Origin of the sequence: Paraburkholderia tropica, from assembly GCF_014171495.1 — a bacterium.
GTDB classification, from domain to species: domain Bacteria; phylum Pseudomonadota; class Gammaproteobacteria; order Burkholderiales; family Burkholderiaceae; genus Paraburkholderia; species Paraburkholderia tropica.
Genome location: NZ_CP049134.1, coordinates 1107948 through 1134236, shown reverse-complemented (window position 1 = coordinate 1134236; position 26289 = coordinate 1107948). Strand labels below are relative to the sequence as shown.

Annotated in this window: 19 protein-coding genes, 3 tRNA genes and 2 rRNA genes; 11 read left to right on the top strand and 13 right to left on the bottom strand. The window is 61.4% G+C overall.

All coding sequences use genetic code 11. From position 1 onward, the window contains the following. Window positions 1-8: 8 nt before the first annotated feature. Window positions 9-2633: an alanine--tRNA ligase gene (alaS, locus tag G5S35_RS05135; RefSeq protein ID WP_065065893.1), complete on the bottom strand. Its 2625-nt coding sequence runs from the start codon at window positions 2631-2633 to the stop codon at window positions 9-11. A 363-nt stretch (window positions 2634-2996) separates the two neighbouring features. Here alaS and G5S35_RS05130 point away from each other — a divergent pair, with 363 nt between their 5' ends. Further along, window positions 2997-4217 carry a CaiB/BaiF CoA transferase family protein gene (locus G5S35_RS05130; RefSeq protein WP_065065894.1) on the top strand — a complete coding sequence of 407 codons (1221 nt, stop codon included), beginning with the start codon at window positions 2997-2999 and terminating at the stop codon, window positions 4215-4217. A 73-nt stretch (window positions 4218-4290) separates the two neighbouring features. Here G5S35_RS05130 and G5S35_RS05125 read toward each other — a convergent pair whose 3' ends face one another. After that, window positions 4291-4869: an RBBP9/YdeN family alpha/beta hydrolase gene (locus G5S35_RS05125; protein ID WP_074987459.1), complete on the bottom strand. Its 579-nt coding sequence runs from the start codon at window positions 4867-4869 to the stop codon at window positions 4291-4293. A 165-nt stretch (window positions 4870-5034) separates the two neighbouring features. On the opposite strand from G5S35_RS05125, the gene G5S35_RS05120 reads away from it, so the two are divergent. Beyond that, a complete protein-coding gene (locus G5S35_RS05120) occupies window positions 5035-6753 on the top strand; it encodes a glutamine--tRNA ligase/YqeY domain fusion protein (RefSeq protein ID WP_065065896.1) in 1719 nt (572 codons plus the stop codon). A 94-nt stretch (window positions 6754-6847) separates the two neighbouring features. Here the strand turns inward: G5S35_RS05120 and G5S35_RS05115 are convergent, their stop codons facing one another. After that, the gene (locus G5S35_RS05115) at window positions 6848-7306 is read right to left on the bottom strand and encodes an NUDIX hydrolase (protein ID WP_110329564.1); all 459 of its coding nucleotides are present in this window, start codon (window positions 7304-7306) and stop codon (window positions 6848-6850) included. A gap of 7 nt (window positions 7307-7313) precedes the next feature. Further along, window positions 7314-7700 carry a hypothetical protein gene (locus G5S35_RS05110; RefSeq protein WP_110329559.1) on the bottom strand — a complete coding sequence of 129 codons (387 nt, stop codon included), beginning with the start codon at window positions 7698-7700 and terminating at the stop codon, window positions 7314-7316. A 194-nt stretch (window positions 7701-7894) separates the two neighbouring features. Here G5S35_RS05110 and G5S35_RS05105 point away from each other — a divergent pair, with 194 nt between their 5' ends. Next, on the top strand, window positions 7895-8140 hold the full coding sequence (locus G5S35_RS05105; protein ID WP_065065898.1) for a hypothetical protein: 246 nt from the start codon (window positions 7895-7897) through the stop codon (window positions 8138-8140). 27 nt (window positions 8141-8167) lie between these two features. On the opposite strand, the gene G5S35_RS05100 is transcribed toward G5S35_RS05105, so the two are convergent. After that, window positions 8168-9658, bottom strand: coding sequence for a cytochrome-c peroxidase (locus G5S35_RS05100; protein ID WP_237181346.1), 1491 nt, complete (start codon window positions 9656-9658; stop codon window positions 8168-8170). A gap of 315 nt (window positions 9659-9973) precedes the next feature. Here G5S35_RS05100 and G5S35_RS05095 point away from each other — a divergent pair, with 315 nt between their 5' ends. Beyond that, entirely contained in the window at window positions 9974-11554 is a 1581-nt protein-coding gene (locus tag G5S35_RS05095) for an acid phosphatase (protein ID WP_183038698.1), read from the top strand. A gap of 302 nt (window positions 11555-11856) precedes the next feature. Further along, window positions 11857-12267: a PH domain-containing protein gene (locus G5S35_RS05090; protein WP_176081951.1), complete on the top strand. Its 411-nt coding sequence runs from the start codon at window positions 11857-11859 to the stop codon at window positions 12265-12267. 775 nt (window positions 12268-13042) lie between these two features. Here G5S35_RS05090 and G5S35_RS05085 read toward each other — a convergent pair. From G5S35_RS05085 to G5S35_RS05075, 3 genes are all read right to left on the bottom strand, one after another. After that, window positions 13043-15601, bottom strand: coding sequence for an SIR2 family protein (locus G5S35_RS05085; RefSeq protein WP_183038697.1), 2559 nt, complete (start codon window positions 15599-15601; stop codon window positions 13043-13045). 371 nt (window positions 15602-15972) lie between these two features. Continuing rightward, a tRNA-Arg gene (locus G5S35_RS05080) sits at window positions 15973-16049 on the bottom strand. A 104-nt stretch (window positions 16050-16153) separates the two neighbouring features. Further along, the gene (locus G5S35_RS05075; RefSeq protein ID WP_065057932.1) at window positions 16154-16984 is read right to left on the bottom strand and encodes an undecaprenyl-diphosphate phosphatase; all 831 of its coding nucleotides are present in this window, start codon (window positions 16982-16984) and stop codon (window positions 16154-16156) included. 603 nt (window positions 16985-17587) lie between these two features. Between G5S35_RS05075 and G5S35_RS05070 the strand changes: the two genes are divergently transcribed. From G5S35_RS05070 to G5S35_RS05050, 5 genes are all read left to right on the top strand, one after another. Beyond that, the gene (locus tag G5S35_RS05070; RefSeq protein ID WP_183038696.1) at window positions 17588-18499 is read left to right on the top strand and encodes an aldose epimerase family protein; all 912 of its coding nucleotides are present in this window, start codon (window positions 17588-17590) and stop codon (window positions 18497-18499) included. 123 nt (window positions 18500-18622) lie between these two features. Continuing rightward, a complete protein-coding gene (locus G5S35_RS05065; RefSeq protein WP_318298082.1) occupies window positions 18623-19330 on the top strand; it encodes a peptidoglycan DD-metalloendopeptidase family protein in 708 nt (235 codons plus the stop codon). Between the two features lie 461 nt (window positions 19331-19791). Continuing rightward, window positions 19792-20067 (top strand): hypothetical protein, encoded by a 276-nt coding sequence (locus G5S35_RS05060; protein ID WP_183038695.1) that lies wholly within the window; start codon window positions 19792-19794, stop codon window positions 20065-20067. A gap of 27 nt (window positions 20068-20094) precedes the next feature. Further along, on the top strand, window positions 20095-20406 hold the full coding sequence (locus G5S35_RS05055; RefSeq protein ID WP_065057929.1) for a DUF2288 domain-containing protein: 312 nt from the start codon (window positions 20095-20097) through the stop codon (window positions 20404-20406). Further along, window positions 20403-21749, top strand: a complete 1347-nt coding sequence (locus G5S35_RS05050; protein ID WP_074987465.1) for an MATE family efflux transporter — start codon at window positions 20403-20405, stop codon at window positions 21747-21749. Before G5S35_RS05055 ends, G5S35_RS05050 begins: the two co-directional genes overlap by 4 nt. An 85-nt stretch (window positions 21750-21834) precedes the next feature. Here the strand turns inward: G5S35_RS05050 and G5S35_RS05045 are convergent, their stop codons facing one another. After that, on the bottom strand, window positions 21835-22002 hold the full coding sequence (locus G5S35_RS05045) for a hypothetical protein (protein WP_167371431.1): 168 nt from the start codon (window positions 22000-22002) through the stop codon (window positions 21835-21837). 140 nt (window positions 22003-22142) lie between these two features. Here G5S35_RS05045 and G5S35_RS05040 point away from each other — a divergent pair, with 140 nt between their 5' ends. Continuing rightward, window positions 22143-22316, top strand: coding sequence for a hypothetical protein (locus tag G5S35_RS05040; RefSeq protein ID WP_167371432.1), 174 nt, complete (start codon window positions 22143-22145; stop codon window positions 22314-22316). Window positions 22317-22539: 223 nt separating this feature from the next. Here the strand turns inward: G5S35_RS05040 and rrf are convergent. The 4 genes from rrf to G5S35_RS05020 all read right to left on the bottom strand — a co-directional run bounded on the left by rrf (window position 22540) and on the right by G5S35_RS05020 (window position 26226). Next, window positions 22540-22653 (bottom strand): 5S ribosomal RNA (gene rrf / locus G5S35_RS05035). 196 nt (window positions 22654-22849) lie between these two features. Then, a 23S ribosomal RNA gene (locus tag G5S35_RS05030) occupies window positions 22850-25729 on the bottom strand. A 306-nt stretch (window positions 25730-26035) separates the two neighbouring features. After that, window positions 26036-26111, bottom strand: a tRNA-Ala gene (locus G5S35_RS05025). Between the two features lie 38 nt (window positions 26112-26149). After that, window positions 26150-26226: transfer RNA gene (locus G5S35_RS05020), tRNA-Ile, on the bottom strand. Between the last annotated feature and the right edge of the window lie 63 nt (window positions 26227-26289).

Sequence of the window (26289 nt, the reverse complement as noted above, 5' to 3'; positions counted from 1 at the left end):
CTGCGCGATTACAGCTTCGCTTCGACCCAGCCCTTCACGCCCGCGAGCGCTGCCGGCAGGTTCGCCGGCTCGGTGCCGCCCGCCTGCGCCATGTCCGGACGGCCGCCGCCCTTGCCGCCCACCTGCTGGGCGACGAAGTTCACGAGTTCGCCGGCCTTGACCTTCTTGCTGGCCTCGGCGGTCACGCCCGCGATCAGGCTGACCTTGCCGCCTTCGACGGCCGCCAGCACGATGGCCGCGCTCTTGAGCTTGTCCTTGAGCTTGTCCACCGTTTCGCGCAGCGTCTTCGAGTCCGCGCCTTCGAGCGTGGCGGCGAGCACGTGCACGCCGTTCACGTCGATCGCCTGGCCCGCGAGTTCGTCGCCCTGGCTCGACGCCAGCTTCGACTTGAGCGCGCCCAGTTCCTTTTCGAGCGACTTCACCTGATCCTGCACCTGCACGATGCGCTGCGTGAGTTCGGCCGGTTGCGCCTTGAGCACCGCCGCCGCCGCGTTGATGCGCGCGTCGAGGTCCTGCACGAAGCGCACGGCGTTGTCGCCGGTGATCGCTTCCACGCGGCGGATGCCGGCCGCGACGCCGCCTTCCACCACGATCTTGAACAGGCCGATGTCGCCGCTGCGCGTCACGTGCGTGCCGCCGCAGAGTTCGCGCGAGAAGCCGAGGTCGAGCACGCGCACTTCGTCGCCGTACTTTTCGCCGAACAGCGCCATCGCGCCGCCCTTGACCGCTTCGTCGTAGGACATCACGCGCACGATGCCGGGCGCGTTCGCGAGCACTTCCGCGTTGACGATCTGCTCGACGCGACGGATTTCGTCGTCGGTCATCGGCGCGTTGTGGGCGAAGTCGAAGCGCGTTTTATCGGCGTCGACGAGCGAGCCCTTCTGTTGCACGTGCGCGCCCAGCACTTCGCGCAGCGCCTTGTGCATCAAGTGCGTCGCCGAGTGGTTGCGGGCCGTGCGGGCGCGACGCACGGCGTCGATTTCCGCCTTCACGACGTCGCCGACCTTCAGCGTGCCCTGCTCCAGCGTGCCGTGGTGGCCCGAGACGTCGGCCTGCACCTTGAGCGTGTCGGCGACGGCGAAGCGGATGCTCGCGTTCGAGATCACACCCTGGTCGCCGACCTGGCCGCCCGATTCCGCGTAGAACGGCGTGTGGTCGAGCACGACCACGGCGTCCTGACCGGTCTTCACTTCGTTGACCGACGAGCCGTCGACATACAGCGCGACGACCTTGGCGTCGTCGAACGCGATCTCTTCGTAACCGTGGAACGTGGTCTTGGCGCCCGAGTATTCGAGGCCCTGCGCCATCTTGAACTTGCCCGCGGCGCGCGCCTGCTCGCGCTGGCGCGCCATGGCTTCGTCGAACGCCGGTTCGTCGACCGTGACGTTGCGCTCGCGGCAGACGTCCGCCGTGAGGTCGAGCGGGAAGCCGTAGGTGTCGTGCAGCTTGAACGCGAGTTCGCCGTCGAGCGTCTTGCCGCCCTTCGCTTCGAGGTCGGCCAGCGCGCCGTCGAGGATCGACATGCCGTGCTCGATGGTCTCGAAGAAGCGTTCTTCTTCCTGGCGGAGCACATCCGTCACGCGCTGTTGCGCTTCGGTCAGTTCCGGATAGGCCGCGCCCATTTCGACGACCAGATCGTTCACCAGCTTGTGGAAGAACGAACCCTTCTTGCCGAGCTTGTAGCCGTGGCGGATCGCGCGGCGCACGATGCGGCGCAGCACGTAGCCGCGGCCTTCGTTGCCCGGAATCACGCCGTCGACGATCAGGAACGAGCACGCGCGGATGTGGTCGGCGATCACCTTCAGCGAGTTGTTCGTGAGGTCGCTGATGCCGGTTTCGCGCGCGGCGGCCTTGATCAGGTTCTGGAACAGGTCGATCTCGTAGTTGCTGTGCACGTGCTGGAGCACGGCGGCCAGACGTTCGAGACCCATGCCGGTGTCGACGCACTGCTTGGGCAGCGGCGTCATGTTGCCCTGCGCGTCGCGGTTGAACTGCATGAACACGAGATTCCAGATCTCGATGAAGCGGTCGCCGTCTTCCTCAGGCGATCCCGGCGGGCCGCCCCAGACGTCCGGACCGTGGTCGTAGAACACTTCCGAACACGGGCCGCACGGGCCGGTGTCGGCCATCTGCCAGAAGTTGTCCGACGCGTAGCGCGCGCCCTTGTTGTCGCCGATGCGGATGATGCGCTCGACCGGCACGCCGATTTCCTTCGCCCAGATGTCGAAGGCTTCGTCGTCTTCCTTGTAGACCGTGACCGTGAGCTTGTCGGCCGGCAGGCTGTAGACCTTGGTCAGCAGTTCCCAGCAGTAGTGGATCGCGTCGCGCTTGAAGTAGTCGCCGAACGAGAAGTTGCCGAGCATCTCGAAGAACGTGTGGTGGCGCGCCGTGTAGCCGACGTTTTCGAGGTCGTTGTGCTTGCCGCCCGCGCGCACGCTGCGCTGCGCAGTGGTCGCGCGCGAGTACGGACGCGATTCGGCGCCGAGGAACACGTCCTTGAACTGCACCATGCCCGAGTTGGTAAAGAGCAAGGTCGGGTCGTTGCCCGGCACGAGGCTCGACGAGCGCACGATCGTGTGGCCCTTCGATTCGAAGAACTTGAGGAATTTCTCGCGGATTTCGGAGGCTTTCATGGCGTGCTGTATTTACCTTCGGGGCGTCTGTGCTGAATCTTGTTTGATCTCGAAAACACGGGCCGCAGCTTGCGCGTGCGCGGTTTCCTCGATGCTGAATCGAACGATTATACGGGATCGACGCACGCGCGCGGCGGCGTCCGCGGACCGGCGTGCATCGCTGCCACGCCGTATGCGGCGGCGTGTGCACGCGCTTGACGATTCGTTGCGCGCGGGGCGTCGGGCGAGCGCTGTCGCGCGGCAATTTGTTCCGCCAAGCGAAACTTTGTACCGAAATAAGCCGTGCAGAGCGCGAATCGCTTAATATGGACGCAACGGCCGCCTCGACGGCCCGCCTCAAAACGATATTGGAAGACATACAGCATGGGCGCTCTCAGCCATATCCGCGTACTCGATCTCACCCGCGTTCTCGCCGGACCGTGGTGCGCGCAGACTCTCGCCGATTTCGGCGCCGACGTGATCAAGGTCGAGCGTCCGGGCGCCGGCGACGACACGCGCCACTGGGGGCCTCCGTATCTCAAAACGCCCGACGGCGAGGACACCGCCGAGGCCGCCTACTATCTCGCGCCGAACCGCAACAAGCGCTCGGTGACCGTCGATATCGCCACGCCGGAAGGTCAGCGCATCGTGCGCGAGCTGGCCGCGCAGAGCGACGTCGTGCTGGAGAACTACAAGGTCGGGCAGTTGAAGAAGTACGGGCTCGACTACGACTCGCTGCGCGAAGTGAAGCCGGACATCGTCTATTGCTCGGTGACGGGCTTCGGTCAGACCGGCCCGTATGCGCCGCGCGCGGGCTACGACTTCATCGTGCAGGGCATGGGCGGCTTCATGAGCATCACGGGCGAGCGCGACGGCCTGCCGGGCGGCGGCCCGCAGAAGGCCGGCGTGGCGATCGCCGACCTCATGACCGGCATGTACTCGACCATCGCCGTGCTCACGGCGCTCGCGCACCGCGACCGCACGGGCGCGGGCCAGTACATCGACATGGCGCTGCTCGACGTGCAGGTCGCCATGCTCGCGAACATGAACACGAACTACCTCGCGAGCGGCAAGCCGCCGGTGCGCTGGGGCAATGCGCATCCGAACATCGTGCCCTATCAGGCCTTCCAGACGAGCGATAGCTGGATCATTCTCGCCGTGGGCAACGACGGGCAGTTCCGCAAGTTCGTCGAAGTCGCGGGCCGCGCCGATCTCGCCGACGACGCGCGTTTCGCGACCAATCCGGAGCGCGTGCGCCATCGCGACACGCTGGTGCCGATCGTCGCCGACCTCATCCGCACGCGCAGCAAGGCCGACTGGATCGGCTCGCTCGAAGCCGCGGGCGTGCCGTGCGGGCCGATCAACGATCTGGGCGAAGTGTTCGAGAACGAGCAGGTGATCGCGCGCGGCCTGCAGGTGGACGTGCCGCACCCGACGGGCGGCATGGCGCGGCTCGTACGCAATCCCATCCGGATGAGCGAGACGCCGCCTGTGGTGGCGAGCCATCCGCCGACGCTCGGCGAGCACACGGCCGACGTGCTGCGCGGCGTGCTCGGTTACGGCGACGAGCAGATCGAGGCATTGCGCGCAAAAGGCGTGCTTTGACGCCTTGGCGGCGCGCCGGCGGCGAGCGGACTTCGCTTCGCGCGCCGCCGGATTTCGTTTAGCGCCATCGACATCAACCCATCGACATCAGCCATTCAAAGCCCTGCGGCCAGTCGCCAAGGCCGCTTTCGGCGTTGATGTGCCCGCGCGCGCCGATCGCCTCCCAGCGGCTGCCCCAGCCCTGCGCACAGCGTTGCGCGAAATCCAGCCCGCCGTACGGATCGTCGCTGCTCGCGACCACGACACTCGGGAACGGCAGCGCCGCCAGCGGCACCGGATCGAAGCCGCTCGCGTCGCGCGGAAATTCGGGGCCATGCGGGTCCGGCGGCGCCACCAGCAGCGCGCCCGCGACCTTCGCGCGCGTCGCCGCGCTCGAAAAACGCGCCGCCCAGTGCGCCACCGTCAGGCAGCCGAGGCTGTGCGCCGCCAGCAGCACGCCGCCCTCGCCTTCACGCTCACCGTCGCGCTGCGGTTCGGCCGCCAGCGCCGCCTCCAGCGCACGGCACCACGCCGCGCAGTCCGGATGCAGCCAGTCGGGCATCGCCACGCGCGCGAAGCCCGCGTGCGCGGCCTCCCAGCGCGTCTGCCAGTGCCCCGGCCCCGAGTTCATGTAGCCCGGCAAAACCCGCACCCGTGTGTCGATCGTCGTCATTTTTTCCTTGCTTCGCGGCGTTGTGCGCCCCGCTCCGGCGCCAGGGCTGGCACGGTGGGGCGCGTCAGGTAGAATGGAAGGCACCACCGGGCGCCCGGCTTGCAACGTTGGCCTGCAACGTGCAGTGCGATGTGCGGCGCGCCCTCGAACGACTTCCCTTTTCGCATGAATACCGAACGTAAAGACGCCGACCGCACGGACGCGCCTGCGGCATCCAATTTCATCCGCAACATCATCGACGACGACAACCGCTCGGGCAAGTGGGCGCAGCGCGTGGAAACGCGCTTCCCGCCGGAGCCGAACGGCTATCTGCACATCGGCCACGCGAAGAGCATCTGCCTGAACTTCGGCGTGGCGCAGCGCTACGGCGGCGTCTGTCACCTGCGCTTCGACGACACCAATCCGGAAAAGGAAAGCGTCGAATACGTCAACTCGATCATCGACGCGGTCACGTGGCTCGGCTTCGACTGGAAGAAGGAAGACCACGAGTACCTCTTCTACGCGAGCGACTACTACGACAAGCTCTACGAATTTGCCGAACTGCTGATCCAGCGCGGCAAGGCGTACGTCGACAGCCAGACGCCGGAAGAGATGCGCGCGAACCGCGGCTCGGCCACGGAAGCGGGCAAGAATTCGCCGTTCCGCGAGCGCTCCGTCGACGAAAACCTCGACCTGTTCCGCCGCATGAAGGCCGGCGAGTTCGAGGAAGGCGCGCACGTGCTGCGCGCGAAGATCGACATGGCGTCGCCGAACTTCAACATGCGCGACCCGGTCATCTACCGCATCCGCTTCGCGCATCACTACCGCACGGGCGACAAGTGGTGCGTGTATCCGATGTACGACTACACGCACTGCATTTCGGACGCGCTCGAGGGCATCACGCATTCGCTGTGCACGCTCGAATTCGAAGATCACCGTCCGCTCTACGACTGGGTGCTCAACGAACTGGCCGACGCCGGCGTGTTCACGCGTCCGCTGCCGCAACAGATCGAGTTTTCGCGCCTGAACCTCACGTACGCGATCACCAGCAAGCGCAAGCTGCTGCAACTCGTGACCGAAAACCACGTGGACGGCTGGGACGATCCGCGTATGCCGACCATCGTCGGCGTGCGCCGCCGCGGCTTCACGCCCGAAGCGATCCAGCTGTTCTGCGAGCGTATCGGCGTGACCAAGGTCGATTCGTGGATCGACATGAGCGTGTTCGAAGGCGCGCTGCGCGACGACCTCGACGACAAGGCGCCGCGCGCGACGGCCGTGCTCGATCCGCTCAAGCTGATCGTCGACAACTATCCCGAAGGTCAGTCGGAGCAGTGCAGCGCGCCGGTGCATCCGCATCATCCGGAGCGCGGCGTCCGCGAATTCACGTTCTCGCGTGAACTGTGGATCGAGCGCGAGGACTTCCAGGAAACGCCGCCCAAGGGCTATTTCCGCCTGTTCCCGGGCAACAAGGTGCGCCTGAAGTACGGCTTCGTCGTGGAATGCACGGGCGCGGAGAAGGATGCCGACGGCAACATCGTCGCCGTGCATTGCAACTACTTCCCGGACAGCAAGTCGGGCACCGAAGGATCGAGCAACTACAAGGTCAAGGGCACGATCCAGTTCATCAGCGCCGACAACGCCGTGCCGGCCGAAGTGCGCCTCTACGACCGCCTGTTCCGCGAAGAACAGCCGGACGCGGGCGGCCGCGACTTCCTCGAAGCGCTGAATCCGGACTCGAAGCGCGTCGTCCAGGCGTTCGTCGAGCCGGGCGCGCGCAACGCGGCGCCGGAAGACCGCTTCCAGTTCGAGCGTCACGGCTACTTTGTCGCCGACCGCTACGACTCGAAGCCGGGCGCGCCGGTGTTCAACCGCATCGTCGGTCTGCGCGACAGCTGGGGCAAGTAAGGCCGCCGGCGCAGCATCGCGCGAATGAAAAAGCCCGCACGTTTGCCGTGCGGGCTTTTTTCATGGCGGCGGCGCGCGAAACGCTCTGGCCGGCTCAGGCCGTTTCGATCCGCCGATGCAGCTCCGTCAGCGACAGCGCCGTGTTGAACAGGCGCGTGAGACTGCGGCTCGCGTACTGAGCGACGTCGGCGGGCGCGACCCAGCGCCAGGCGTCCATCTCGGGAATCATCACACCGTCGTGGCGGCGCGGAAACATCGACACGCACACGCAGCGCGACAGATCGCTCTCGCTCGCCAGCGCGCGCGCCGCGAACAGATGCAGATCCTTGTCGCGCCGATACGCGAAACGCCCGAGATCGACGAGCCGCGCGGCGCTCACGTCGATACCGGTCTCTTCGACCATCTCGCGCCGCGCGCTCTGCACCTCGGTTTCGCCCGTCTCGCCTTGTCCCTTCGGAATGTCCCAATGGTCGGTGCCGGTCGCGTGCGCGAGCAGCACGCGCCCCTCGGGGTCGAGCAGCACGATGCCGCACGACACGGTCTTGCCGTTCACCACGCGCTCAGTGCCGCTTCTGGTAGACCCACTGACCCTCGCCTTCGCGGCAGAACTGCGGATGCAGCGTCATCGTCTGGCCCTTCGCGTTGACGACGACGTCCGTGTCGCGGCACGTCTTGTTGCCGTCCTTTTCCGTCTTGGTGGGCGTGATGGTGGCGTCGATCTTGACGCTGTTGCGCAGGCCGTCGTTGTTCCAGGTCGACGACTCGCCGTCCGCCTTGTTGGCGACCGCGTCGCGCACGGCGTGCGTGAGGGAGTCGTAGTCCGCCTGCTTCATCCACGACGCGGGCGTGTCATGCAGAAAACCCAGATTGGCCGCCTGCGCGCTCGCGCCGAACGCGAGCAGCAACACGGCGGCAATACCTGACAGAACTCGGGGCGACTTCGACATCGAATGTTCTCCTTGTAGAGCGATCTTGTAGGGCAATCGTTGGATCTCAAAAAGGATAGCACGGGCCCTGTTTTCGTCCGACGCTCCACGTCAGTCTGCCCCACGGTTTTTCGGATTGGTCCGATAGCTGCCTGCCTGCCCCGGCTCTACGATTCCTCTGTCATCCACTGACGTGATACAAGGATTTTTCTGTCATGACTTACGCCGCCGCGCTCAGCCTGTTCGCCGTCGTCCTGGCGTTGCTGTGCATCGGCCTGATGGCGGTGCTCGCCCACCATTCAAAGGCGCCGTGCACCGATCCGGCCATGGCGGACCTGAGCTTCGGCGTCGTCGATCAGGCGCCGGCCTGGCCGGAGTTCGCGGTGCGCGGCGGCTTCATCTGCCTGCTGGTGTCGTTCGTGATGCTCACGGCGACCTGCCTGCTGATCGTGTCGTCCTGAACGGAACGCACGCTTACATGCGCGCGCTCAGTGCGCCGGGGGCTGCCAGCCGTCGGTGAGCGTGTCGAGAAACGCCATCACATCCTTGATCTCCGCGTCGGAAAACACCGGCGCATCGCCGGGCTTGCGGTCGAACGGCGGCTCCGTGTTCAGGTTCGCCCAGTATTGCTGCGGCAGATCGTCGAACTTCTTCACCTTGCCCTTCACCACCGGATAGAACTCCTGCGGATTCGTGTCGCGCCGCGCGTAGAAGCGCAGCACGTCTTCGAGCGAGTGATAGACGCCGTTGTGGAAGAACGTCTTCTTGAGCGCGACGTTGCGCAGCGTCGGCGTGCGGAACAGGCCGCAGAATTCGGCGCGATGATCGAGATCCGTGCGCTCGGGCCCGCACGCGCCGAGATCGAAGAAACGCGGATCGCGATTGACGGCGAGCGTGCGATTGCGCGGCACGCCGATCGCAATCAGGCCGAAGTCGCTGAACTGCGGCGGCGCGCCGTCCTTGGCGCGCTGGCTGATGTGGCAGCTCGCGCAATTGCCCTTCTTCTCGTCGTTGAACAGTTGCAGGCCGCGCAATTCGGCGGCGCTGAGCGCGGTCTTGCCCGCGAGATACGCGTCGTACTTGCTGGTGTACGGATAGAACACCTCGGGCGCCTGCTCGAAGGTTTCGAGCGACTTCAGCACGGCCTGGAAGGTGGCGTTGTCGTCGTCGAAAACGTGCTCGCCGAAGGCCTCGCGAAACGCGTTGGCGTACGGCGCCGCACGCACCGCCGCCGTCACCTTCGCGGGCGTGCTCGCCATCTCGAACGACGACAGCAGCGGAATGCGCGCCTGGTCGCCGCCATGATCGACGCGACCGTCCCACGTGAGGCCGCCGGTCGGGCCCGCGTCGACGCTCTCGTCGCCTTCGTCGTCGGAATCGTGATAGTGCTCGGCAAACGCGGGCACCGATTGCAGATACTTGAGCGTGGGCACGGCGCGCATACCCTGACGATGCATGTCGGCGCCGCCGATCTGCACGTCGAGCGCATTGGCCGGCGTGAACGCGTGATTCGGGCTGTGGCAGGTCGCGCACGACATCTTGCCCGAGCCCGACAGCGACGGATCGAAGAACATCTGCTTGCCGAGCGCCGTCATGCGGCGCACCTGCGCGTAGACCTCGGCGCGCGACTGGGCGTGCGGTTGAGTTGTCGGCTGGGCTATCAGCTGGGCTGTCGGCGTCGCGGCCGTCGATGCGGAAATCTTGATCAGCTTCGCGCCGTTGACCGGTGCGTTGGCCTTCGATCGGGCTTGCGCGTCCTGTGCGCTCGCGCCGTTTTGCGTGCCGTTTTGCGTGCCGTTTTCCACCCCGGCCGACGCGTCCTGCGTGCCGCCGTCGCAGCCCGCCAGCATCGACAGCAACGCGGCCGCGATCAGCAAACGGCCGTGGCCAACACCGCGCGGCCTGCGCGCGCAAGTCTGCGAATGCGTGTTGGAAAAACTGCCCTCAAGCGCCGCGCGTCGCGCCGAACGATGCCACATAAACTGATCCCCGAACTGGTGTGCGGCGCGCGCGAAAGTACGCTCAGGTCCGGTCCGTCGAACCCGCGCACCGCGCTGCCGCGAAAACCGATGCATCCAGCAGGCAACGCATCGAAGTCGCGAAAGCGTATGTCAGGCTCATGACATTCCAATGACGCCGTGTAATTTGCGCGTTACGCAAATCGAGGGATAAGAAAAGCTAAATGTAATTATTTACATATAGCTGTCAAATTTCGCTGAGACACTGCGCCTCGCCCGACGGCCGGTGTCACTCCCGCGCTCGCCGCCCGGCGCCCCCAACGCGAGAGAGAAAAAATGTTCAACAGAAAATGGTTCTATGCGACGCCGATCGCAGCAGCGGCGGCGGCATTGGCCGTCGCGGCCTGCGGCGGCAATGACAGCAAGCCGGGCCTGTCGTCGGTGAAGAACATCGTCGTGATCTATGCGGAAAACCGCAGCTTCGACAACCTGTACGGCAACTTCCCCGGCGCCAACGGCCTGCAGAACGTCACGGCCGCGAGCGCGCAGCAGCTCGATCGCGACGGCTCGGTGCTCGCCACGCTGCCGACGGTCTGGAACGGCCTGACGCAAACGGGCGTGACGCCCGTCGTTACCGCGGCGATGACCGAAAACATGGCGAACGCGCCCTTTGCCATCGACGATCCGAACGGCTTCAACGTCCCGCTCTCGACGACGACGCGCGACCTCTATCACCGCTTCTACGAAAACCAGATGCAGATCCACGGCGGCAAGAACGACATGTTCGCCGCGTGGGCCGACTCGGGCGGCCTGGTGATGGGCCACTACACGACCAGCGCCGAAAAACTGCCGCTCTGGAAGATCGCGCAGCAATACACGCTCGCCGACAACTTCTTCATGGGCGCGTTCGGCGGCTCGTTCCTGAACCACCAATGGTTGATCTGCGCGTGCACGCCGTACTACGCGAACGCCGCGACGGCCACCGCCCAGCCGACCATTTCCAGCGTCAACGCCGACGGCGTGTCGCTCACGCTCGCTTCGAACTCGCCGGCCTCGGCGCTCACCGGCGTGCCGAAGTTCGTGAAGTCGGGCAACCTGACGCCCGACTTCTACGCCGTCAACACGATGCAGCCGCCGTATCAGCCAAGCGGCAATACGGCCGCCTCGGGCGGCGAAGCGAATCTCGCCGATCCGAACAACGCCTCGACGATGCCGCCGCAGTCGGCGCAGAACATCGGCGACCTGCTCTCGAACGCGAACGTCACGTGGGCGTGGTACGGCGGCGCATGGGGCGCGGCCGTGAGCGCGGTGCAGAACAGCACCTCGAACGTGATCTACGGCGCGAACATGACGGCGCCGAACTTCCAGCCGCACCATCAGCCGTTCAACTACTTCTCGAACTACGCGCCGGGCACCGCCGCGCGCGCGGCTCACCTGCTCGACGGCGGCATGGACGGCAGCGAGTTCATCAAGGCGATCGACGCGGGCACGCTGCCCTCAGTGTCGTTCTACAAGCCGCAGGGCAACCTGAACGAGCACGCGGGCTACACCGACGTGGCGAGCGGCGACCAGCACATCGCCGACGTGATTTCGCATCTGCAGAAGAGCCCGCAGTGGAAGGACATGGTTGTCGTGGTGACCTACGACGAAAACGGCGGCTTCTGGGATCACGTGGCACCACCGAAGGGCGACCGCTGGGGTCCGGGCTCGCGCATTCCGGCGCTCGTCATTTCGCCTTACGCGAAGAAGGGTTACGTCGACCATACGCAGTACGACACGACGTCGATCCTGCGCCTGATCACGCGCCGCTTCTCGCTGCCGACGCTGCAAGGCATCACCACGCGCGACGCCGCGCTCAAGAGCAACGGCGGCCAGACGATGGGCGATTTGACCAACGCGCTCGACCTGAAGCTCTGATGTTTTGAGACGTTGATGCGCTGATCGACAACGGCCATCGATCGCTGGACATCAGGGTGTCCAGCTTTCTTCGCGGGCAGCCATGTGGCTGCCCGCTATTTTTTTGACACAGCGCGATTTATTTGCGGTTTGAGCGGCTTTTCTAACGCGACTTTTGACCACAGTCATGATTCCATCATATCCACTAGTCTGTTATTAGTTGACTAGGCAATATTTAATGGAGATCAAACATGGTGCGCGTCGAATCGGTGCTGCCTCCCGGAGAGCGGGTCGTTTATGAGGGCCATCTCAGCATGTGGGCCATGAGCCCGTGGATCACGTTCGGCATCGTGTTGATGATCTGGGGCGTGCTGGTGGGCTGTCTCGGCGACGCGATGTTTTCGGCGGCGATGTTGTTTGGCGCGGGCGTGTTGTTGTTCGCGTTCGCAATCGCCCTGCTGCTGACGACGCAACTCGCGCTGACGAGAAAGCGCGTGATCGCGACCTTCGGCATCGTGCGTCATCGCCGTGTCGCGTTCGAGCTGGGCGATGTGCGCCGCGTGCATGTGCGTCAAGGACCGGTCGGCGCACTGTTCGACTACGGGACGATCGTGATCGGGCGCGCGAGTGCGCCGGCGCTCAGGATCGCGAGTATCGATCAACCCTTCGTACTTCGTGAGCGGCTCGCGAGGTTGCGCGAGGTGATCGTCGCGCAGATGAAGCTGGCGGCTTGAGGGGCGTCTTTTCGTTGAGGCGCGCGCGATGGTGATCGCAGATAAATGGCAAAAAGCCCGCAAATTGCGGGCTTTTTTTGTTTGGCGCGACAGGAGGGGCTCGAACCCCCGACCCTCGGCTTAGAAGGCCGAGCAAATGCACATTTCCCTGTGTTGACCAGAATTGCCGAAACAATCAGTCTTGAAGGCCGATGCTTCTGGCAAGAGTGTGGCCGATGTCCTTCGCGCACGCCTTATCGATTTGCGTTCGCAACCCGGCGAAATGAGGCAAGACAGAGCCGACCTTGACCGCTTTGCGGCCGCGCAACGAGAGAGCTTTGCTCCCGAGATTGGCCTATGCACGGCGGTGTTGGTAAGTGGGCCACAGAAGATCGAAGCCATCCGCTTGAAGGTTCGCACTTACGAACAGGCTCGCGCCAAGTTTGTAGAGAGATGGCCTTTCCGTGGAGTATTCGCGTGAGTCTTGATTCAGCACTCCACCTAAACCGGCGCGACTGCCTATTAAAAACACTCGCTCTATCAGCCAAAAACCCGTCGCGCATCGGGCCACACCATTAAGTTGAAGCTCTGGCTCGCATCTCTCCGATGCGACAGACTCAGCGCTACGGCAAGGATTTCTCTGTGTTCCTAATTTGAAAAATAGGTTCGGCCACGACTACGCCCCCTCTATTTAGCGCTCGAAACCAAGCGAGAACAATGGCTGAATTTGAGCAAATGAGACGCGGAGCCGTTTAGCTCCGCACAAACGAGTCGCTAAACGCGACGCGAAGAGAATTCATCGTTTCTTTTTTGACATCTGCTCGCTAAGTCCCGAAAAGAAGTTTGCCTCTAGGGTCCCTAACGATTTGAACGCTTTTACGCGAGTAGTAGGATCATGGGATTCTAGATCGGCACCTTGTCGGTCCAATTTCTTCGCGATATCTTCAGACTGGGCTTCAACAACCGAATGCAGAGTCATTGCCATCGCAGCGTCGTACTTGCTCAATGCCTCTACTGTGAGGTACGAGCGAATTCTTTGTGCTTTCTCGGAAACCTTATTGCTCCACAGCAACTCACCAAGTGTCCGATCGTCACTTTTCAGGCCAACCAAAAGGTCAACAAACTGCACAATTCCAATATGGCTCACCATAAATTCGGTGAGATGTTTAAACGAAGACGAGGCCACATCCTCATACAATTGCCTGTCGGCCGTAGCGAATAGCGCTCGCTCTCCCTTTTTGTGATCCGCATCTAAAAGTGAAAGCTGCAACGCATCATGCTCAACAAGAATAGGTTGCTTTCCATTTGAAAGACGAGTCGCATTACGCTGCTCAAGAGTCGGGTAGAGCTTGCCGTAGACCCCATTCTTTACCGAATCCACAACCACAAAGCCATTCTTCTCAATCCAGCGTCTCAGTTCTGTCTCCGTTGTGTAGGGGGAAACTCGCTTCAAGAACGCTTCGAATCCGCGAGGATGCCCATTTTCCACCGAGTTCACATACGCACCAACGAACACATTAATATTGCCCGGGCCATGATACAAGGCGTCGCTGCGAGCCAAAGCTTCAAAATTGTCACCAGCCTCTTTCGCGTACGCCATTGCGGCGTTCTTGTGGCTAATCATCTCGTTAAGGTAGCCACTGTACGCAGTGAGTTGAAGTTTGTTTCCCGCTTTTGAGGCAGCACTTTTTATCCGCCCCAGCAAATCAACGTAAGTTTGATGATGAGGGTGACCATCTATGAACGTCGGCAAGAGCAGGTTTGTATCGAAATAGATTCTCTGCGGAAGCGTCGCGCGGTGCAGTAGGGTCGTGTGCGGGGCTTGGAACGCCAACTCGACGGCGAAGCTTATGCGACCCAGTTCTCCCAGAAGTTCCGCCTCTCGTTCGGTCGGGTGCTGAAACAAGCTCTCAATTGTCCGTTCCACACGCTCACGATCGAACGCCGACAATTTGTGTGCACACTCGGCTAGCACCGGGCGGAATGCCAAATTGTCAGGTGCTTTGCCAGCCGCGAAGGCAGCACCCAAGTCCCATCCGCGCCGATGAACAATTTCCTTCAAGAACAACGCGAGTGTGTCAGCAACGTGCGGCGGCGGACGCCATCCCTCCTGAACATGAGCGCGGTCCATCAGGCTCGACTTGAGGCACTCTATGGCATCGTTCAACGTAGACGTAGCGTCGGGATCGCCAATCCAGGCGAAACGATTACCTTTTGCACCTTCAACTCGGTGTTTGCGGACTAGCTTTGCATCGATAAGTTCTTTAATTGCTGCCTCAACAATCTGGTCTACATCTTTGCCCTTTATGCCAAGCGCAGTTCTTACGGTCTCGCGAAGATCAAGAAGACCGAGCGATTTGGGATGCTCGCGCTGAAGCGACGCAGACAGAATGCCTTCGATTACGATTTCACGAAGAGGCGTATTTTCCGACGCAACGCTCACACGTGCGTAACATGCCGCAAGGTACTGCTTCGTTTTCGAATAGGGATGGTCTATTGATGCAGATGCGCGTTGTTGAACGCGTTTCGTTGTGTCGGCAAACTCCGCGATTCCCGACCAAAGTGCTTCATGTTTGTTGCTCTCGTCATACTTGATGACGGCAATATTGAGGCGACTCGCCTTTTGTATGAGTTCGGACGCGTTCGACTCGGGCAGTATCGCCATATGGCGTCCAGGCGGCGCTACTCCGAACCGTCTCTCTATCTGTTCGAGAACGTAGCGAATCGCTGGATCGTAAAAAGAAAATCCGAGAAATAGGACTTCTCTGTGGAGGAAAATTTGCGTCAGGAGGTCAATGTACGCGTCATTAGCTAGCAACTTCTCGAACTGCCTTTCCGACAGAACCATGCTCTGCGGAAACTCCGCGCAACCGTGGATTCGCGCTACGTAGGGCTCAGTTTCCCAAGTTGCTTGTCCGAAGCTTGCGTCGCCTAGCCGATAGTCTCTCGGTACTTGCCGGCCTGCGAGCGCGATTGCGTCGAGAATTGAACGGTCGAAGTTAGTCGTTATAACGCCCTTGAACGGGAGGGATGCAAGATGTTTGAGCGGTCTGGCGTCGTATTCATCAAGGATTGTCTTGATGATCAAATGCTTATCGCTTTCAAGTGTCTCGTCGGTGATCCAGAAAAAATCCGCTGCCTTCGTCAGACTACCTCTCGCAACGTAGTGCGTTATCTGGGTCGCGGTCATCGGATCGTTGGGGCGAATAGTCTCCGCCATGCGATTCAACAGCCCTTTCCAGTCAGGTAGCCCCGCTAACATCGATACCCCAGCACCAGTGAAAAGAATGGGGAATGACGATTTTTGAAAAAAATCCGCAAGAGCGCCTGCGACCGATGTAGTTTGATTTGGCATTTGGAATACGGGTCGAATCGAGGAATACATTTTGCCACATTGCAGTTGGCGTATGCCGCGCCGGATGGAGGGCCGGGGCAGAGGCTTGACGTGCCTTTCGGAGATTTCGGGTGAACTGAGAGGGGTACAGCGCAAGGCGTTACCACGCAAAGTAGGATGAGTTAGCCGATTAACTCATCGCACAGATCAAGTGTTAAGTCTTCCCTAGGAATTGGTGGCGTACCACGCAATGGTAGATCTGCGATGCGATCTCGCACCGTCAATCACCGAAACGCCACACCACGTGGACCGAAAAAACTACACAGCACCTACATGCGTTTCAGAAAGCAAAAAGCCCGATCACAATGACCGGGCTAAGTGCTTGAAAATATTGGCGCGACAGGAGGGGCTCGAACCCCCGACCCTCGGCTTAGAAGGCCGATGCTCTATCCAGCTGAGCTACTGTCGCGTGGAAAATCTGCGCGTTTTCGGCCCAACGCGGGGCGCGGCCGAAGACGGGCGTGAATTATACCGCGTTCGCCTCGAGCCGGACGTCCCGCCCACGGCCCGCCATCAAGCGGGTTGCGGATGCATCACGAACCAGCCGAGGAAAATCGCGCCCGCGATCACGCAGTACAGGCCGAACGACGCCAGACGGCCGCGGCCCTCGAAATAGCGCATCAGGAACTTCACGCTCAGCCACGCGGCGATGCCGGTCAGCACGCCGCCGACGAGCGCCGTCGTCAGTTGGTCGCGCGCATGGAACAGCTTCGGCAGTTCGAGCACGCCCGCCGCGAAGATGATCGGCGTACCGAGCAGGAATGAGAATTCCGCGGCCTTCTCGGTCGTGAGACCCGCGGCGTTACCGGCGATCATCGTCAAACCGCTGCGCGAGAAACCCGGAATCAGCGCGCCAATCTGCGCAAGACCGACCAGGAACGCCTGGCGAAACGTGAGCTTTTCTGGCGCGCGATGCGCGCGCGCCTGCTGGAGACGGTCACCGAGCCACAGCAGCACGCCGTTCACCATCAGCGCGGCGGCGACGATGCGCAGGTCGTGAAAGATCGCCTCGATGCGCTTTTCGAGCACCAGACCCACGATGCCGGTCGGAATCGTGCCGATGATCAGCGCCCACATCATGTGGCCGTCGTCGTTCTTGCGGCCGCCGAGCGAAGCGAAGAAACCGCTGATCAGCGCGACCCAACGCGCACGGAAATACCAGAGCAGCGCGATCGCCGTGCCGAGATGCAGCGCGACGAGAAACGGCAACAGTTGCGGAGCGTGTTTGTCGATATGCATGCCGAACAGCGCCGGCACAAGCAGCGTGTGACCGAGGCTGCTGACCGGGAACAGTTCGGTGACGCCTTGCAGCACGCTCAGGAAGAAAAGAAACGAGAGACTCACGCGCGGATCCTCGGAATGGTTGGACATGGCGCCGACCATCGCGGGGACAGTGCGGCAAAGCGCACCGATTATGCCTGGCCCGAATTGCAGCGCCAAGCTTCAAGACTCATTTGTCGGAAAAGTTACCGCGTCGCAACAAAATAGCGGCGATATGGACAGAAGGCGCAGCGAGCGCGCGCCATTCAGAAAGGAACAAGCCGGCAAACGCCGGCCAGAATGAAAGATAACTGCAAGCCACACGCGGTGTACGGCTCGCTGCTTGCGCGTTTTTTCGCTTAGCGCGCCATCTTGTAGAAGAAGTACGCGCTGCTCCCGACGAACAGGCTGAACAATCCCATGCTCATGGCCATTGCGATATCCATTTTCCGCGCCCTCCTTCACTCGTGCAGTGTGCGAAATCGCACATTCATTCAGGCCGATTATGGCGGCGGCCAGCCTTGCACAACACCCACGATTTCCCGACGAGGGTTTTCACGCATCTGAAAGCGGCGCACAATCCGGCGCACCCGCGCGACTCGGACCAGAATTGCGCCAGAATCGTGCAATCGCGGCCCGCCGCCGCTCCGGCGCGGCCTTTCCTTCCCCTCGACTCAGTGACAGGCCATGGAAACACGCCCTCCGCAGGACCTTCTCGAACTCAACAGCGGCGTCTCCACGCTGCGCTTCGCACCGTGGGCCGGCGGCCGCCTGCTCTCGTGGCACGTCGGCGGCGAAGCGGTCATCCGCTGGCCCGACAACGCGAACTGGGAGCAGCCCGCGCGCATACGCGGCGGCAATCCGTTGCTGTTTCCGTTTCTCGGGCGCCATTTCGTCGATGGCCAGATCGGCCGCTGGCGTGACGCCGACGGCGTCGTGCGCGATCTGCCGATGCACGGTTTCGCTCGCGACCTGCCGTTTGCCGCCCAGGTGGACGACGACGGGCGTGGCGTGAGCATGACGCTCGACGACTCGGCGGCGACGCGCGCGGGCTATCCGTTCGGCTTTCGCTTCGAGGCCGCTTACCGTCTCGCCGACGATCACACGCTCGACGTGTCGCTGACCGTCGCCAATACCGGCGACGCGCCGCTGCCCTGGTACGCGGGCCATCACTTTTACTTTGCGCTGCCGCACGCGCAGCGCGCTGAAAGCACGCTCGAGATGCCGCTGGCGGTGCGCCGTCACCAGTCGCCCGACGGTTCGATCAGCGCGCCGGAGCGCGGCGAGACGCTCTATCGTCTCGACGACGCCGGCATCACCGACCGCTTTCACGTGCTCGAACCGACGCCGCCGTCGGTCCCGGTGCGCCTCGTCACGCCGGGCCTGCGGCGCGCGGTCACGATCGATCTCGACCGTCCCGATTCGCTGCCGTGGTACGCGGTGACGACGTGGACGGAAGCCGCCGATTCGGACTTCTATTGCGTCGAACCGTGGCTCGGTCTGCCCGACGCGATCCACAACGGGCTCGGTCTGCGCTGGCTCGCGCCGGGCGCGACCGAAACCGCGACGCTGCGTCTGCACGTCGAAGCGCTCGTCTGACGCATCCGTTCCCGCCGGCTTGAAAGGCGCTGGCGCGGCGGCAAAACCGTTAAAATCAGACGTTTTGCCGCCGCGTTTCGCCTTCCGGTCGAACCGCGCGACGGCGTCCTGCGAGGTTCAACATTGGCACAACGATTTAGACGAGGATTCAGACAACTCGCGTGCGCGGCGCTCGTCGCGCTGCTCGCCGCCTGCGGCTCGGCACCGGTCGGCCCGGGTTTCTACCGCGTGGAACGCGGCGACACGGTCAGCAAGATCGCGCGCGGCAATCGGCAATCGGTGTCGAACATCGTTCGCTGGAACAATCTGTCGAACCCCGATGCGATCGAAGTCGGCCAGGTGTTGCGCGTCGCGCCGCCGGCCGGTTCCGCGGCGGGCGCGGAGCGCACCACGCCGCGCGCCACGGCTGCCGCGCCTCGCGAGTCGGCGCCCGACAGCTCGGGTCCGGCGCCCGCACCCGTCTCGTCCATTTCGCTGATCTGGCCGACCGCCGGCCAGGTGGTCCGCAACTTCGACGGCCGCAACTCGAAAGGCATCGACATCGTGAATGCTCCCGGCACGCCGATCGTCGCCGCCGCGCCCGGCACCGTCGTGTACGCGGGCAACGGCCTGCGTGGCTACGGCAACCTGCTCATCATCAAACATGGCGGCGATTACCTCACCGCGTATGCGCACAATCAGGCGCTATTCGTAAAGGAAGGCGAGTCGGTTGCGCAAGGACAGAAGATTGCCGCGATGGGCGATTCGGATAACGACCGCGTGATGCTCCATTTCGAACTCCGTTACCAGGGGCGCTCGATCGACCCGGCACGCGATCTGCCGCCGCGCTGAACGTTCTCATTCGCCGCGTCGTTTTACTCGATTAACGCTCGCGGCGAATGAAATAGAACGCACAAAAAAAAGCCCGGCGTGGCGCCGGGCTAACGGGGGTTTGGCGCATATCGGCAAAGGACCGGTTTACCATGCGCCGAATGGCAATCTATCAACGCGACCCTGCCCGCGCAATCACTTAATTAGATCGAATATGTGTCGCGGCGCACGGATTATGTGTCGCCCGGACTTTCCCTGGTGAAACGATGTTGTAAAGCGCCGCCTTACACGCATAAAAATGCGCGTTGCAGCGCGCGCACGATTGCGCGGCCGTTTCGCCGAAAAGCCTTTTGCGGCGGGACTTTGCGACAGACTGATCAATAGCGCGCGAGTGACGGAACGGACTGCCTTCACTGCACCGCAGCGAGCAGTTTCGACCCGCGCGCCACCGATAGTCATTAAGTGGTCCAACGCACAAAGGAATGCAATTATTCGCCGAAGTTGGTTTTTTGGAACACCCGACTCCGTTTTCCAATCGGCTCACGGCGATCACGTTTTACGGGCATTGCCAATTTGCCTTTCGTCCGATTAATCCGCGCTTCTTCATATCCTTCAGTTCGCGCCGATCGAATAAAGCGTTAATCGTTAATTTACCGACTTTTTATCAGACGAAATGCGCACGTCAGCGCAAGCGGGATTGCACGCCTGAGCGTCGCAGTTCGGAAGCGCCAGACCGCCTCGCCGTCTATCGTTTATAGTATCGGCCGCAATCGATTCTCACGATCATGACCCAAAACGACAACGCCACGCCCAGCCCCCTCTACGCCAAGTTGCTCGGAGAGACCGCCAAGATCGACTGGCAGGATCTCGAGCGTTTCTTCGCCCAAGGCAAGCTGCTTTCGGTGGCGCGCGACCTCGACCTCGTGAGCGTCGCCGAAGCGATCGCAAGCGACGACGGCACGCGCGTGACGCAGTGGCTCTCGTCGGGTCTCGTGCAGCGCATGCAAGCCGAGACGGCCGCCGATTTCGCCGATCGCAAGCCGGAATTGTGGGCGGTGGTCGTCTCGCCGTGGGTCTGCGTGCAGGAGCGCAGTTGAGCGACGGCGCCTCCCTGCCTTCGCGGGGCGACTGGCATCGGCGCGTGTTGACGCTCGCGTTTCCGATCGTCCTCGCCAATCTCACCCAGCCGATTCTCGGCGCCGTCGACACGGCCGTCGCCGGGCATTTGGGCCGTGCCGCCGATCTGGGCGGCGTCGCGCTCGGCGGCCTCTTCTTCAATTTCGTCTTCTGGGGCTTTGGTTTCCTGCGCATGGGCACGACCGGACTGATCGCGCAGGCGCACGGCGCCGGCGACCAGGCGGCATTGCGCGTGAATGTCGTACGCGCGTTAGTGCTGGCGTTCGGCATCGGCGCGTTCATCCTGCTCGTGCAGACGCCGCTGATCCATTACGCGCTCGCGCTGATCGGCGGCAGCGACGCGGTGCAGCGCAACGCCACCGTGTATAGCCACGCGCGCATTGGCTCGGCGCCGTTCGCGCTGGCGAACTACGTCGTCCTCGGCTACCTGTTGGGGATGCAACGCGTGCGTATCGCGCTGGTCTCGCAAGTGCTGATCAACGCCGTCAATATCGTGGCCGTGCTGGCTTACGTCTACGGCTTCGGCTGGGGTATCGCCGGCATCGGCGCGGCGACCGCGACCGCCGACACAGTTGGTTTCTTTTTCGGCGCGGCAGTGCTCTGGCATCTGCGCCCGCGCGGGCTCACGCCGCTCGACTGGCGCGCCGCCGTCGAACCGGCCGCGCTCAAACGGCTAGTCGCGATCAATCGCGACATCTTTTTGCGGACGATATGTCTGCTCGGTTCGTTCGGCTGGTTCGCCCACCTGGGCGCGCGGCAGGGCGACGCGATCCTCGCCGCCAACGCGCTGCTGCTGAACTTTCAGACCTTCATGGCGTATGGGCTCGACGGATTCGCTCACGCGAGTGAGGCGCTGGTCGGCGCAGCGATCGGCGCGCGCGACCGCCATGCGTTCCGCCAAGCCGTCAAGGTGAATCTGTTCTGGGCGGCGCTCGGCGCGCTCGGATTCTCGGTGGTCTATTGGGGCGCCGGCGGCTGGATCATCGACAAGCTCACCGATCAGTCGACGGTCCGCGCCGCGGCCCGGGCTTTCCTGCCGTGGGCAGCACTCTCGCCGATTATCTCTGTGTGGGGCTTCCTGCTCGACGGCGTCTTCATCGGCGCCACGCGCACGCGCGAGCTCATGCAGGCGATGGCGATTTCGTTGCTGGTGTTTCTCGCCGCTTCGTGGGCGCTCGTTGCGCCGTTCGGCAACCACGGGCTCTGGGCCGCGCTGCTGATCTTCATGGCGGCGCGCGGTCTGACACTCTATCCGCTCCTCCCGCGCATTACGGGAGCGATTCAGCCTGCGATGGCTCGCTGAGCGCCTCAAGGCTCCTTGAGGCGCGCGGCTTCATCGTCCTCTTGCCCTGCTCTGCTGCTTCGCTGCTCTGCCTGCTCGGGGCCGATTACTGCGCGGGCGGCGTTTCGATCATCACGGGCGGCCGGTCGTCGGTCGGTACGCCGTGATAGTCGGCGGGATCGTGAGGCGGCGGACCATGATGCTTGCTCGCCGAATTGTCGGCGCAAGCCGAAAGCAGTGCGGCCATTGCGATGGCCAGCCAGACACGTGACATCGATTTAAATCCCAAAAAAATGTTGCCGCGCAGCAGTGTACAGGCTGCGCGCGTGACGCGCCGGTTCGCAAACACCATCATTTTTTCCTGGCCGCCTCTGTCCTAAGATGGTGATATGGCTGCAACCCAAGGAGGCTGCCATGGATACCGAAACCATCGCTGGGCTCGCTGGCCTTGCTGTCGGCCTGCTCGTTCTTTTGGGGCTATCGATTTTCGAATCGCGCGCTTACCGGAAGGAACACAACGGGGAAGGCATGATGCACCACTGGCTCGCCGAGCATCACGTGCTCGAGCGCGTGCGCCGCAGACATTGAGCTGAGGCGGGGGCCATTGCGGCCCTTGGTTGTGGTCAGACGGACGTTGCGTCTATTCTGCGGCTGCTCGATAGCAGCTGCGGGGAGCGGTTTGCTATTCGCGCTACCGTGAGCTAGCCGAGCACGTTAGTCACTAGCCGGCACGCGTATTTCCCACGCCCAAACGCCAGAACCCCGGCTCTCTTTCTGGAGAAGCCGGGGTTCTGGACGTACTGCATAAGAAGCCTGACGATTACCTACTTTCACACGGGCAATCCGCACTATCATCGGCGTAGAGTCGTTTCACGGTCCTGTTCGGGATGGGAAGGGGTGGGACCGACTCGCTATGGTCATCAGGCATGACGGGTTGCTGCGTCGCCTTTGGGGGCGCCACAGCCAATCTGGAAGAAGCGTAAAGAGTTTTTACTGAATTCGGGTTGTGTTGTTTATATCGGCACAACACTGATCTCTCAACCGTGCGCTTTGCCCCCTGCGGGGGTGGGATGCCCGTAAGTGCTGAAGCACTAACGATCATCGCAAAACACACCTGTTATAGGATCAAGCCTTACGGGCAATTAGTATCAGTTAGCTTAACGCATTACTGCGCTTCCACACCTGACCTATCAACGTCCTGGTCTTGAACGACCCTTCAAGGGGCTCGAAGCCCCGGGGATATCTCATCTCAAGGCGAGTTTCCCGCTTAGATGCTTTCAGCGGTTATCTCTTCCGAACATAGCTACCCGGCGATGCCACTGGCGTGACAACCGGTACACCAGAGGTTCGTCCACTCCGGTCCTCTCGTACTAGGAGCAGGTCCCTTCAAATATCCAGCGCCCACGGCAGATAGGGACCAAACTGTCTCACGACGTTTTAAACCCAGCTCACGTACCTCTTTAAATGGCGAACAGCCATACCCTTGGGACCGGCTACAGCCCCAGGATGAGATGAGCCGACATCGAGGTGCCAAACACCGCCGTCGATATGAACTCTTGGGCGGTATCAGCCTGTTATCCCCAGAGTACCTTTTATCCGTTGAGCGATGGCCCTTCCATACAGAACCACCGGATCACTATGACCTGCTTTCGCACCTGCTCGACTTGTCAGTCTCGCAGTCAAGCACGCTTATGCCATTGCACTATCAGCACGATTTCCGACCGTACCTAGCGTACCTTCGTACTCCTCCGTTACCCTTTGGGAGGAGACCGCCCCAGTCAAACTGCCTACCATGCACTGTCCCCGATCCGGATTACGGACCAAGGTTAGAACCTCAAACAGATCAGGGTGGTATTTCAAGGACGGCTCCATGCAGACTAGCGTCCACACTTCACAGCCTCCCACCTATCCTACACAAACCGGTTCAAAGTCCAATGCAAAGCTACAGTAAAGGTTCATGGGGTCTTTCCGTCTAGCCGCGGGGAGATTGCATCATCACAAACACTTCAACTTCGCTGAGTCTCGGGAGGAGACAGTGTGGCCATCGTTACGCCATTCGTGCAGGTCGGAACTTACCCGACAAGGAATTTCGCTACCTTAGGACCGTTATAGTTACGGCCGCCGTTTACCGGGACTTCAATCAAGAGCTTGCACCCCATCATTTAATCTTCCGGCACCGGGCAGGCGTCACACCCTATACGTCCACTTTCGTGTTTGCAGAGTGCTGTGTTTTTATTAAACAGTCGCAGCCACCAGTTTATTGCAACCCCTTCACCCTCCTGGCGCAGGCCAGTCAAGCTACAAGGGCGTACCTTATCCCGAAGTTACGGTACCAATTTGCCGAGTTCCTTCTCCCGAGTTCTCTCAAGCGCCTTAGAATACTCATCTCGCCCACCTGTGTCGGTTTGCGGTACGGTCACTGTTGAACTGAAGCTTAGAGGCTTTTCTTGGAACCACTTCCAGTTGCTTCTGCTCCGAAGAGCATGGCCTCGCACCCTTGAATTCCGCGCCCGGATTTGCCAAAGCGCCTTCTCCAATGCAAGGACCGGGACTTCCAACACCCGGACAACCTTCCGCGATCCGTCCCCCCATCGCATTCAACAATGGTGCAGGAATATTGACCTGCTTCCCATCAGCTACGCATTTCTGCCTCGCCTTAGGGGCCGACTCACCCTACGCCGATGAACGTTGCGTAGGAAACCTTGGGCTTACGGCGAGGGGGCCTTTCACCCCCTTTATCGCTACTCATGTCAGCATTCGCACTTCTGATACCTCCAGCACGCTTTTCAACGCACCTTCGCAGGCTTACAGAACGCTCTCCTACCATGCACATAAATGTGCATCCGCAGCTTCGGTATATGGCTTAGCCCCGTTACATCTTCCGCGCAGGACGACTCGATCAGTGAGCTATTACGCTTTCTTTAAAGGGTGGCTGCTTCTAAGCCAACCTCCTGACTGTTTTAGCCTTCCCACTTCGTTTCCCACTTAGCCATATTTGGGGACCTTAGCTGGCGGTCTGGGTTGTTTCCCTCTTGACACCGGACGTTAGCACCCGATGTCTGTCTCCCGTGATTGCACTCTTCGGTATTCGGAGTTTGCTATGGCGACGTAATCCGCAATGGACCCATCAACCATGACAGTGCTCTACCCCCGAAGGTGATACACGAGGCACTACCTAAATAGTTTTCGGAGAGAACCAGCTATTTCCAGGTTTGTTTAGCCTTTCACCCCTATCCACAGCTCATCCCCTAACTTTTCAACGTTAGTGGGTTCGGTCCTCCAGCACGTGTTACCGTGCCTTCAACCTGGCCATGGATAGATCACCTGGTTTCGGGTCTACACCCAGCGACTGAACGCCCTGTTCGGACTCGCTTTCGCTACGCCTGCCCTATTCGGTTAAGCTTGCCACTGAATGTAAGTCGCTGACCCATTATACAAAAGGTACGCCGTCACCCCTTGCGAGGCTCCGACTGTTTGTATGCATGCGGTTTCAGGATCTATTTCACTCCCCTCCCGGGGTTCTTTTCGCCTTTCCCTCACGGTACTGGTTCACTATCGGTCGATCACGAGTATTTAGCCTTGGAGGATGGTCCCCCCATCTTCAGACAGGATTTCACGTGTCCCGCCCTACTTGTCGTACACCTAGTTCTTCCTCGCTGTTTTCGCCTACGGGGCTATCACCCACTATGGCCGCACTTTCCAGAGCGTTTGGCTAACAACGAAGATAAAGAGTACAGGCTGATCCCATTTCGCTCGCCACTACTTTGGGAATCTCGGTTGATTTCTTTTCCTGCGGCTACTTAGATGTTTCAGTTCGCCGCGTTCGCTTCGCATGACCTATGTATTCAGTCATGGATACTCCATACGGAGTGGGTTTCCCCATTCGGATATCGGTGGATCAAAGCTTGTTTGCCAGCTCCCCACCGCTTTTCGCAGGCTACCGCGTCCTTCATCGCCTGTGATCGCCAAGGCATCCACCACATGCACTTGTTCGCTTGACCCTATAACGGGTGTGTCTCATGATCCCCGGAGGAACCACTCAATCCACTCGCTACAGGTTGAGTATTCGTGTTGCGCCGTATTTCAAGGCAATCTTTCGATCACTTAAAAATACATTGATACAATCACAACCCTGATTCACCTACTCGCACCCATCTCTAAGTGCTTTCAGATGAATCTCTTTACTACTTCTTCCTGATTGTTAAAGAACGACAGCCGACATGGTTTTACTCACATCGCTCTGACTGGCTCAATCGCCAATGCGTAATACCCGGTTTGTGTTTCACCGGACACTAGGCATTGAGGATTGGTGGAGGATGACGGGATCGAACCGACGACCCCCTGCTTGCAAAGCAGGTGCTCTCCCAGCTGAGCTAATCCCCCAGTCATGCATACTTCAGGGAACTGCCCGTCAGACCAGTTGGTGGGTCTGGATGGATTCGAACCATCGACCCCCGCCTTATCAAGACGGTGCTCTAACCGACTGAGCTACAGACCCCTGAGTCTGTCTTTATTACAGCCGACAAGTGTGAGCGCTTTGATACGCGAGTGCGTGAGCTCT

What these genes read in the sequence shown, in the direction of transcription:
- alaS (WP_065065893.1), bottom strand. Translation starts at nt 2,633, where the DNA reads ATGAAAGCCTCCGAAATCCGCGAGAAATTCCTCAAGTTCTTCGAATCG.
- G5S35_RS05130 (WP_065065894.1), top strand. Translation starts at nt 2,997, where the DNA reads ATGGGCGCTCTCAGCCATATCCGCGTACTCGATCTCACCCGCGTTCTC.
- G5S35_RS05125 (WP_074987459.1), bottom strand. Translation starts at nt 4,869, where the DNA reads ATGACGACGATCGACACACGGGTGCGGGTTTTGCCGGGCTACATGAAC.
- G5S35_RS05120 (WP_065065896.1), top strand. Translation starts at nt 5,035, where the DNA reads ATGAATACCGAACGTAAAGACGCCGACCGCACGGACGCGCCTGCGGCA.
- G5S35_RS05110 (WP_110329559.1), bottom strand. Translation starts at nt 7,700, where the DNA reads ATGTCGAAGTCGCCCCGAGTTCTGTCAGGTATTGCCGCCGTGTTGCTG.
- G5S35_RS05105 (WP_065065898.1), top strand. Translation starts at nt 7,895, where the DNA reads ATGACTTACGCCGCCGCGCTCAGCCTGTTCGCCGTCGTCCTGGCGTTG.
- G5S35_RS05100 (WP_237181346.1), bottom strand. Translation starts at nt 9,658, where the DNA reads ATGTGGCATCGTTCGGCGCGACGCGCGGCGCTTGAGGGCAGTTTTTCC.
- G5S35_RS05095 (WP_183038698.1), top strand. Translation starts at nt 9,974, where the DNA reads ATGTTCAACAGAAAATGGTTCTATGCGACGCCGATCGCAGCAGCGGCG.
- G5S35_RS05090 (WP_176081951.1), top strand. Translation starts at nt 11,857, where the DNA reads ATGAGCCCGTGGATCACGTTCGGCATCGTGTTGATGATCTGGGGCGTG.
- G5S35_RS05085 (WP_183038697.1), bottom strand. Translation starts at nt 15,601, where the DNA reads ATGCCAAATCAAACTACATCGGTCGCAGGCGCTCTTGCGGATTTTTTT.
- G5S35_RS05070 (WP_183038696.1), top strand. Translation starts at nt 17,588, where the DNA reads ATGGAAACACGCCCTCCGCAGGACCTTCTCGAACTCAACAGCGGCGTC.
- G5S35_RS05060 (WP_183038695.1), top strand. Translation starts at nt 19,792, where the DNA reads ATGCAATTATTCGCCGAAGTTGGTTTTTTGGAACACCCGACTCCGTTT.
- G5S35_RS05055 (WP_065057929.1), top strand. Translation starts at nt 20,095, where the DNA reads ATGACCCAAAACGACAACGCCACGCCCAGCCCCCTCTACGCCAAGTTG.
- G5S35_RS05045 (WP_167371431.1), bottom strand. Translation starts at nt 22,002, where the DNA reads ATGTCACGTGTCTGGCTGGCCATCGCAATGGCCGCACTGCTTTCGGCT.
- G5S35_RS05040 (WP_167371432.1), top strand. Translation starts at nt 22,143, where the DNA reads ATGGATACCGAAACCATCGCTGGGCTCGCTGGCCTTGCTGTCGGCCTG.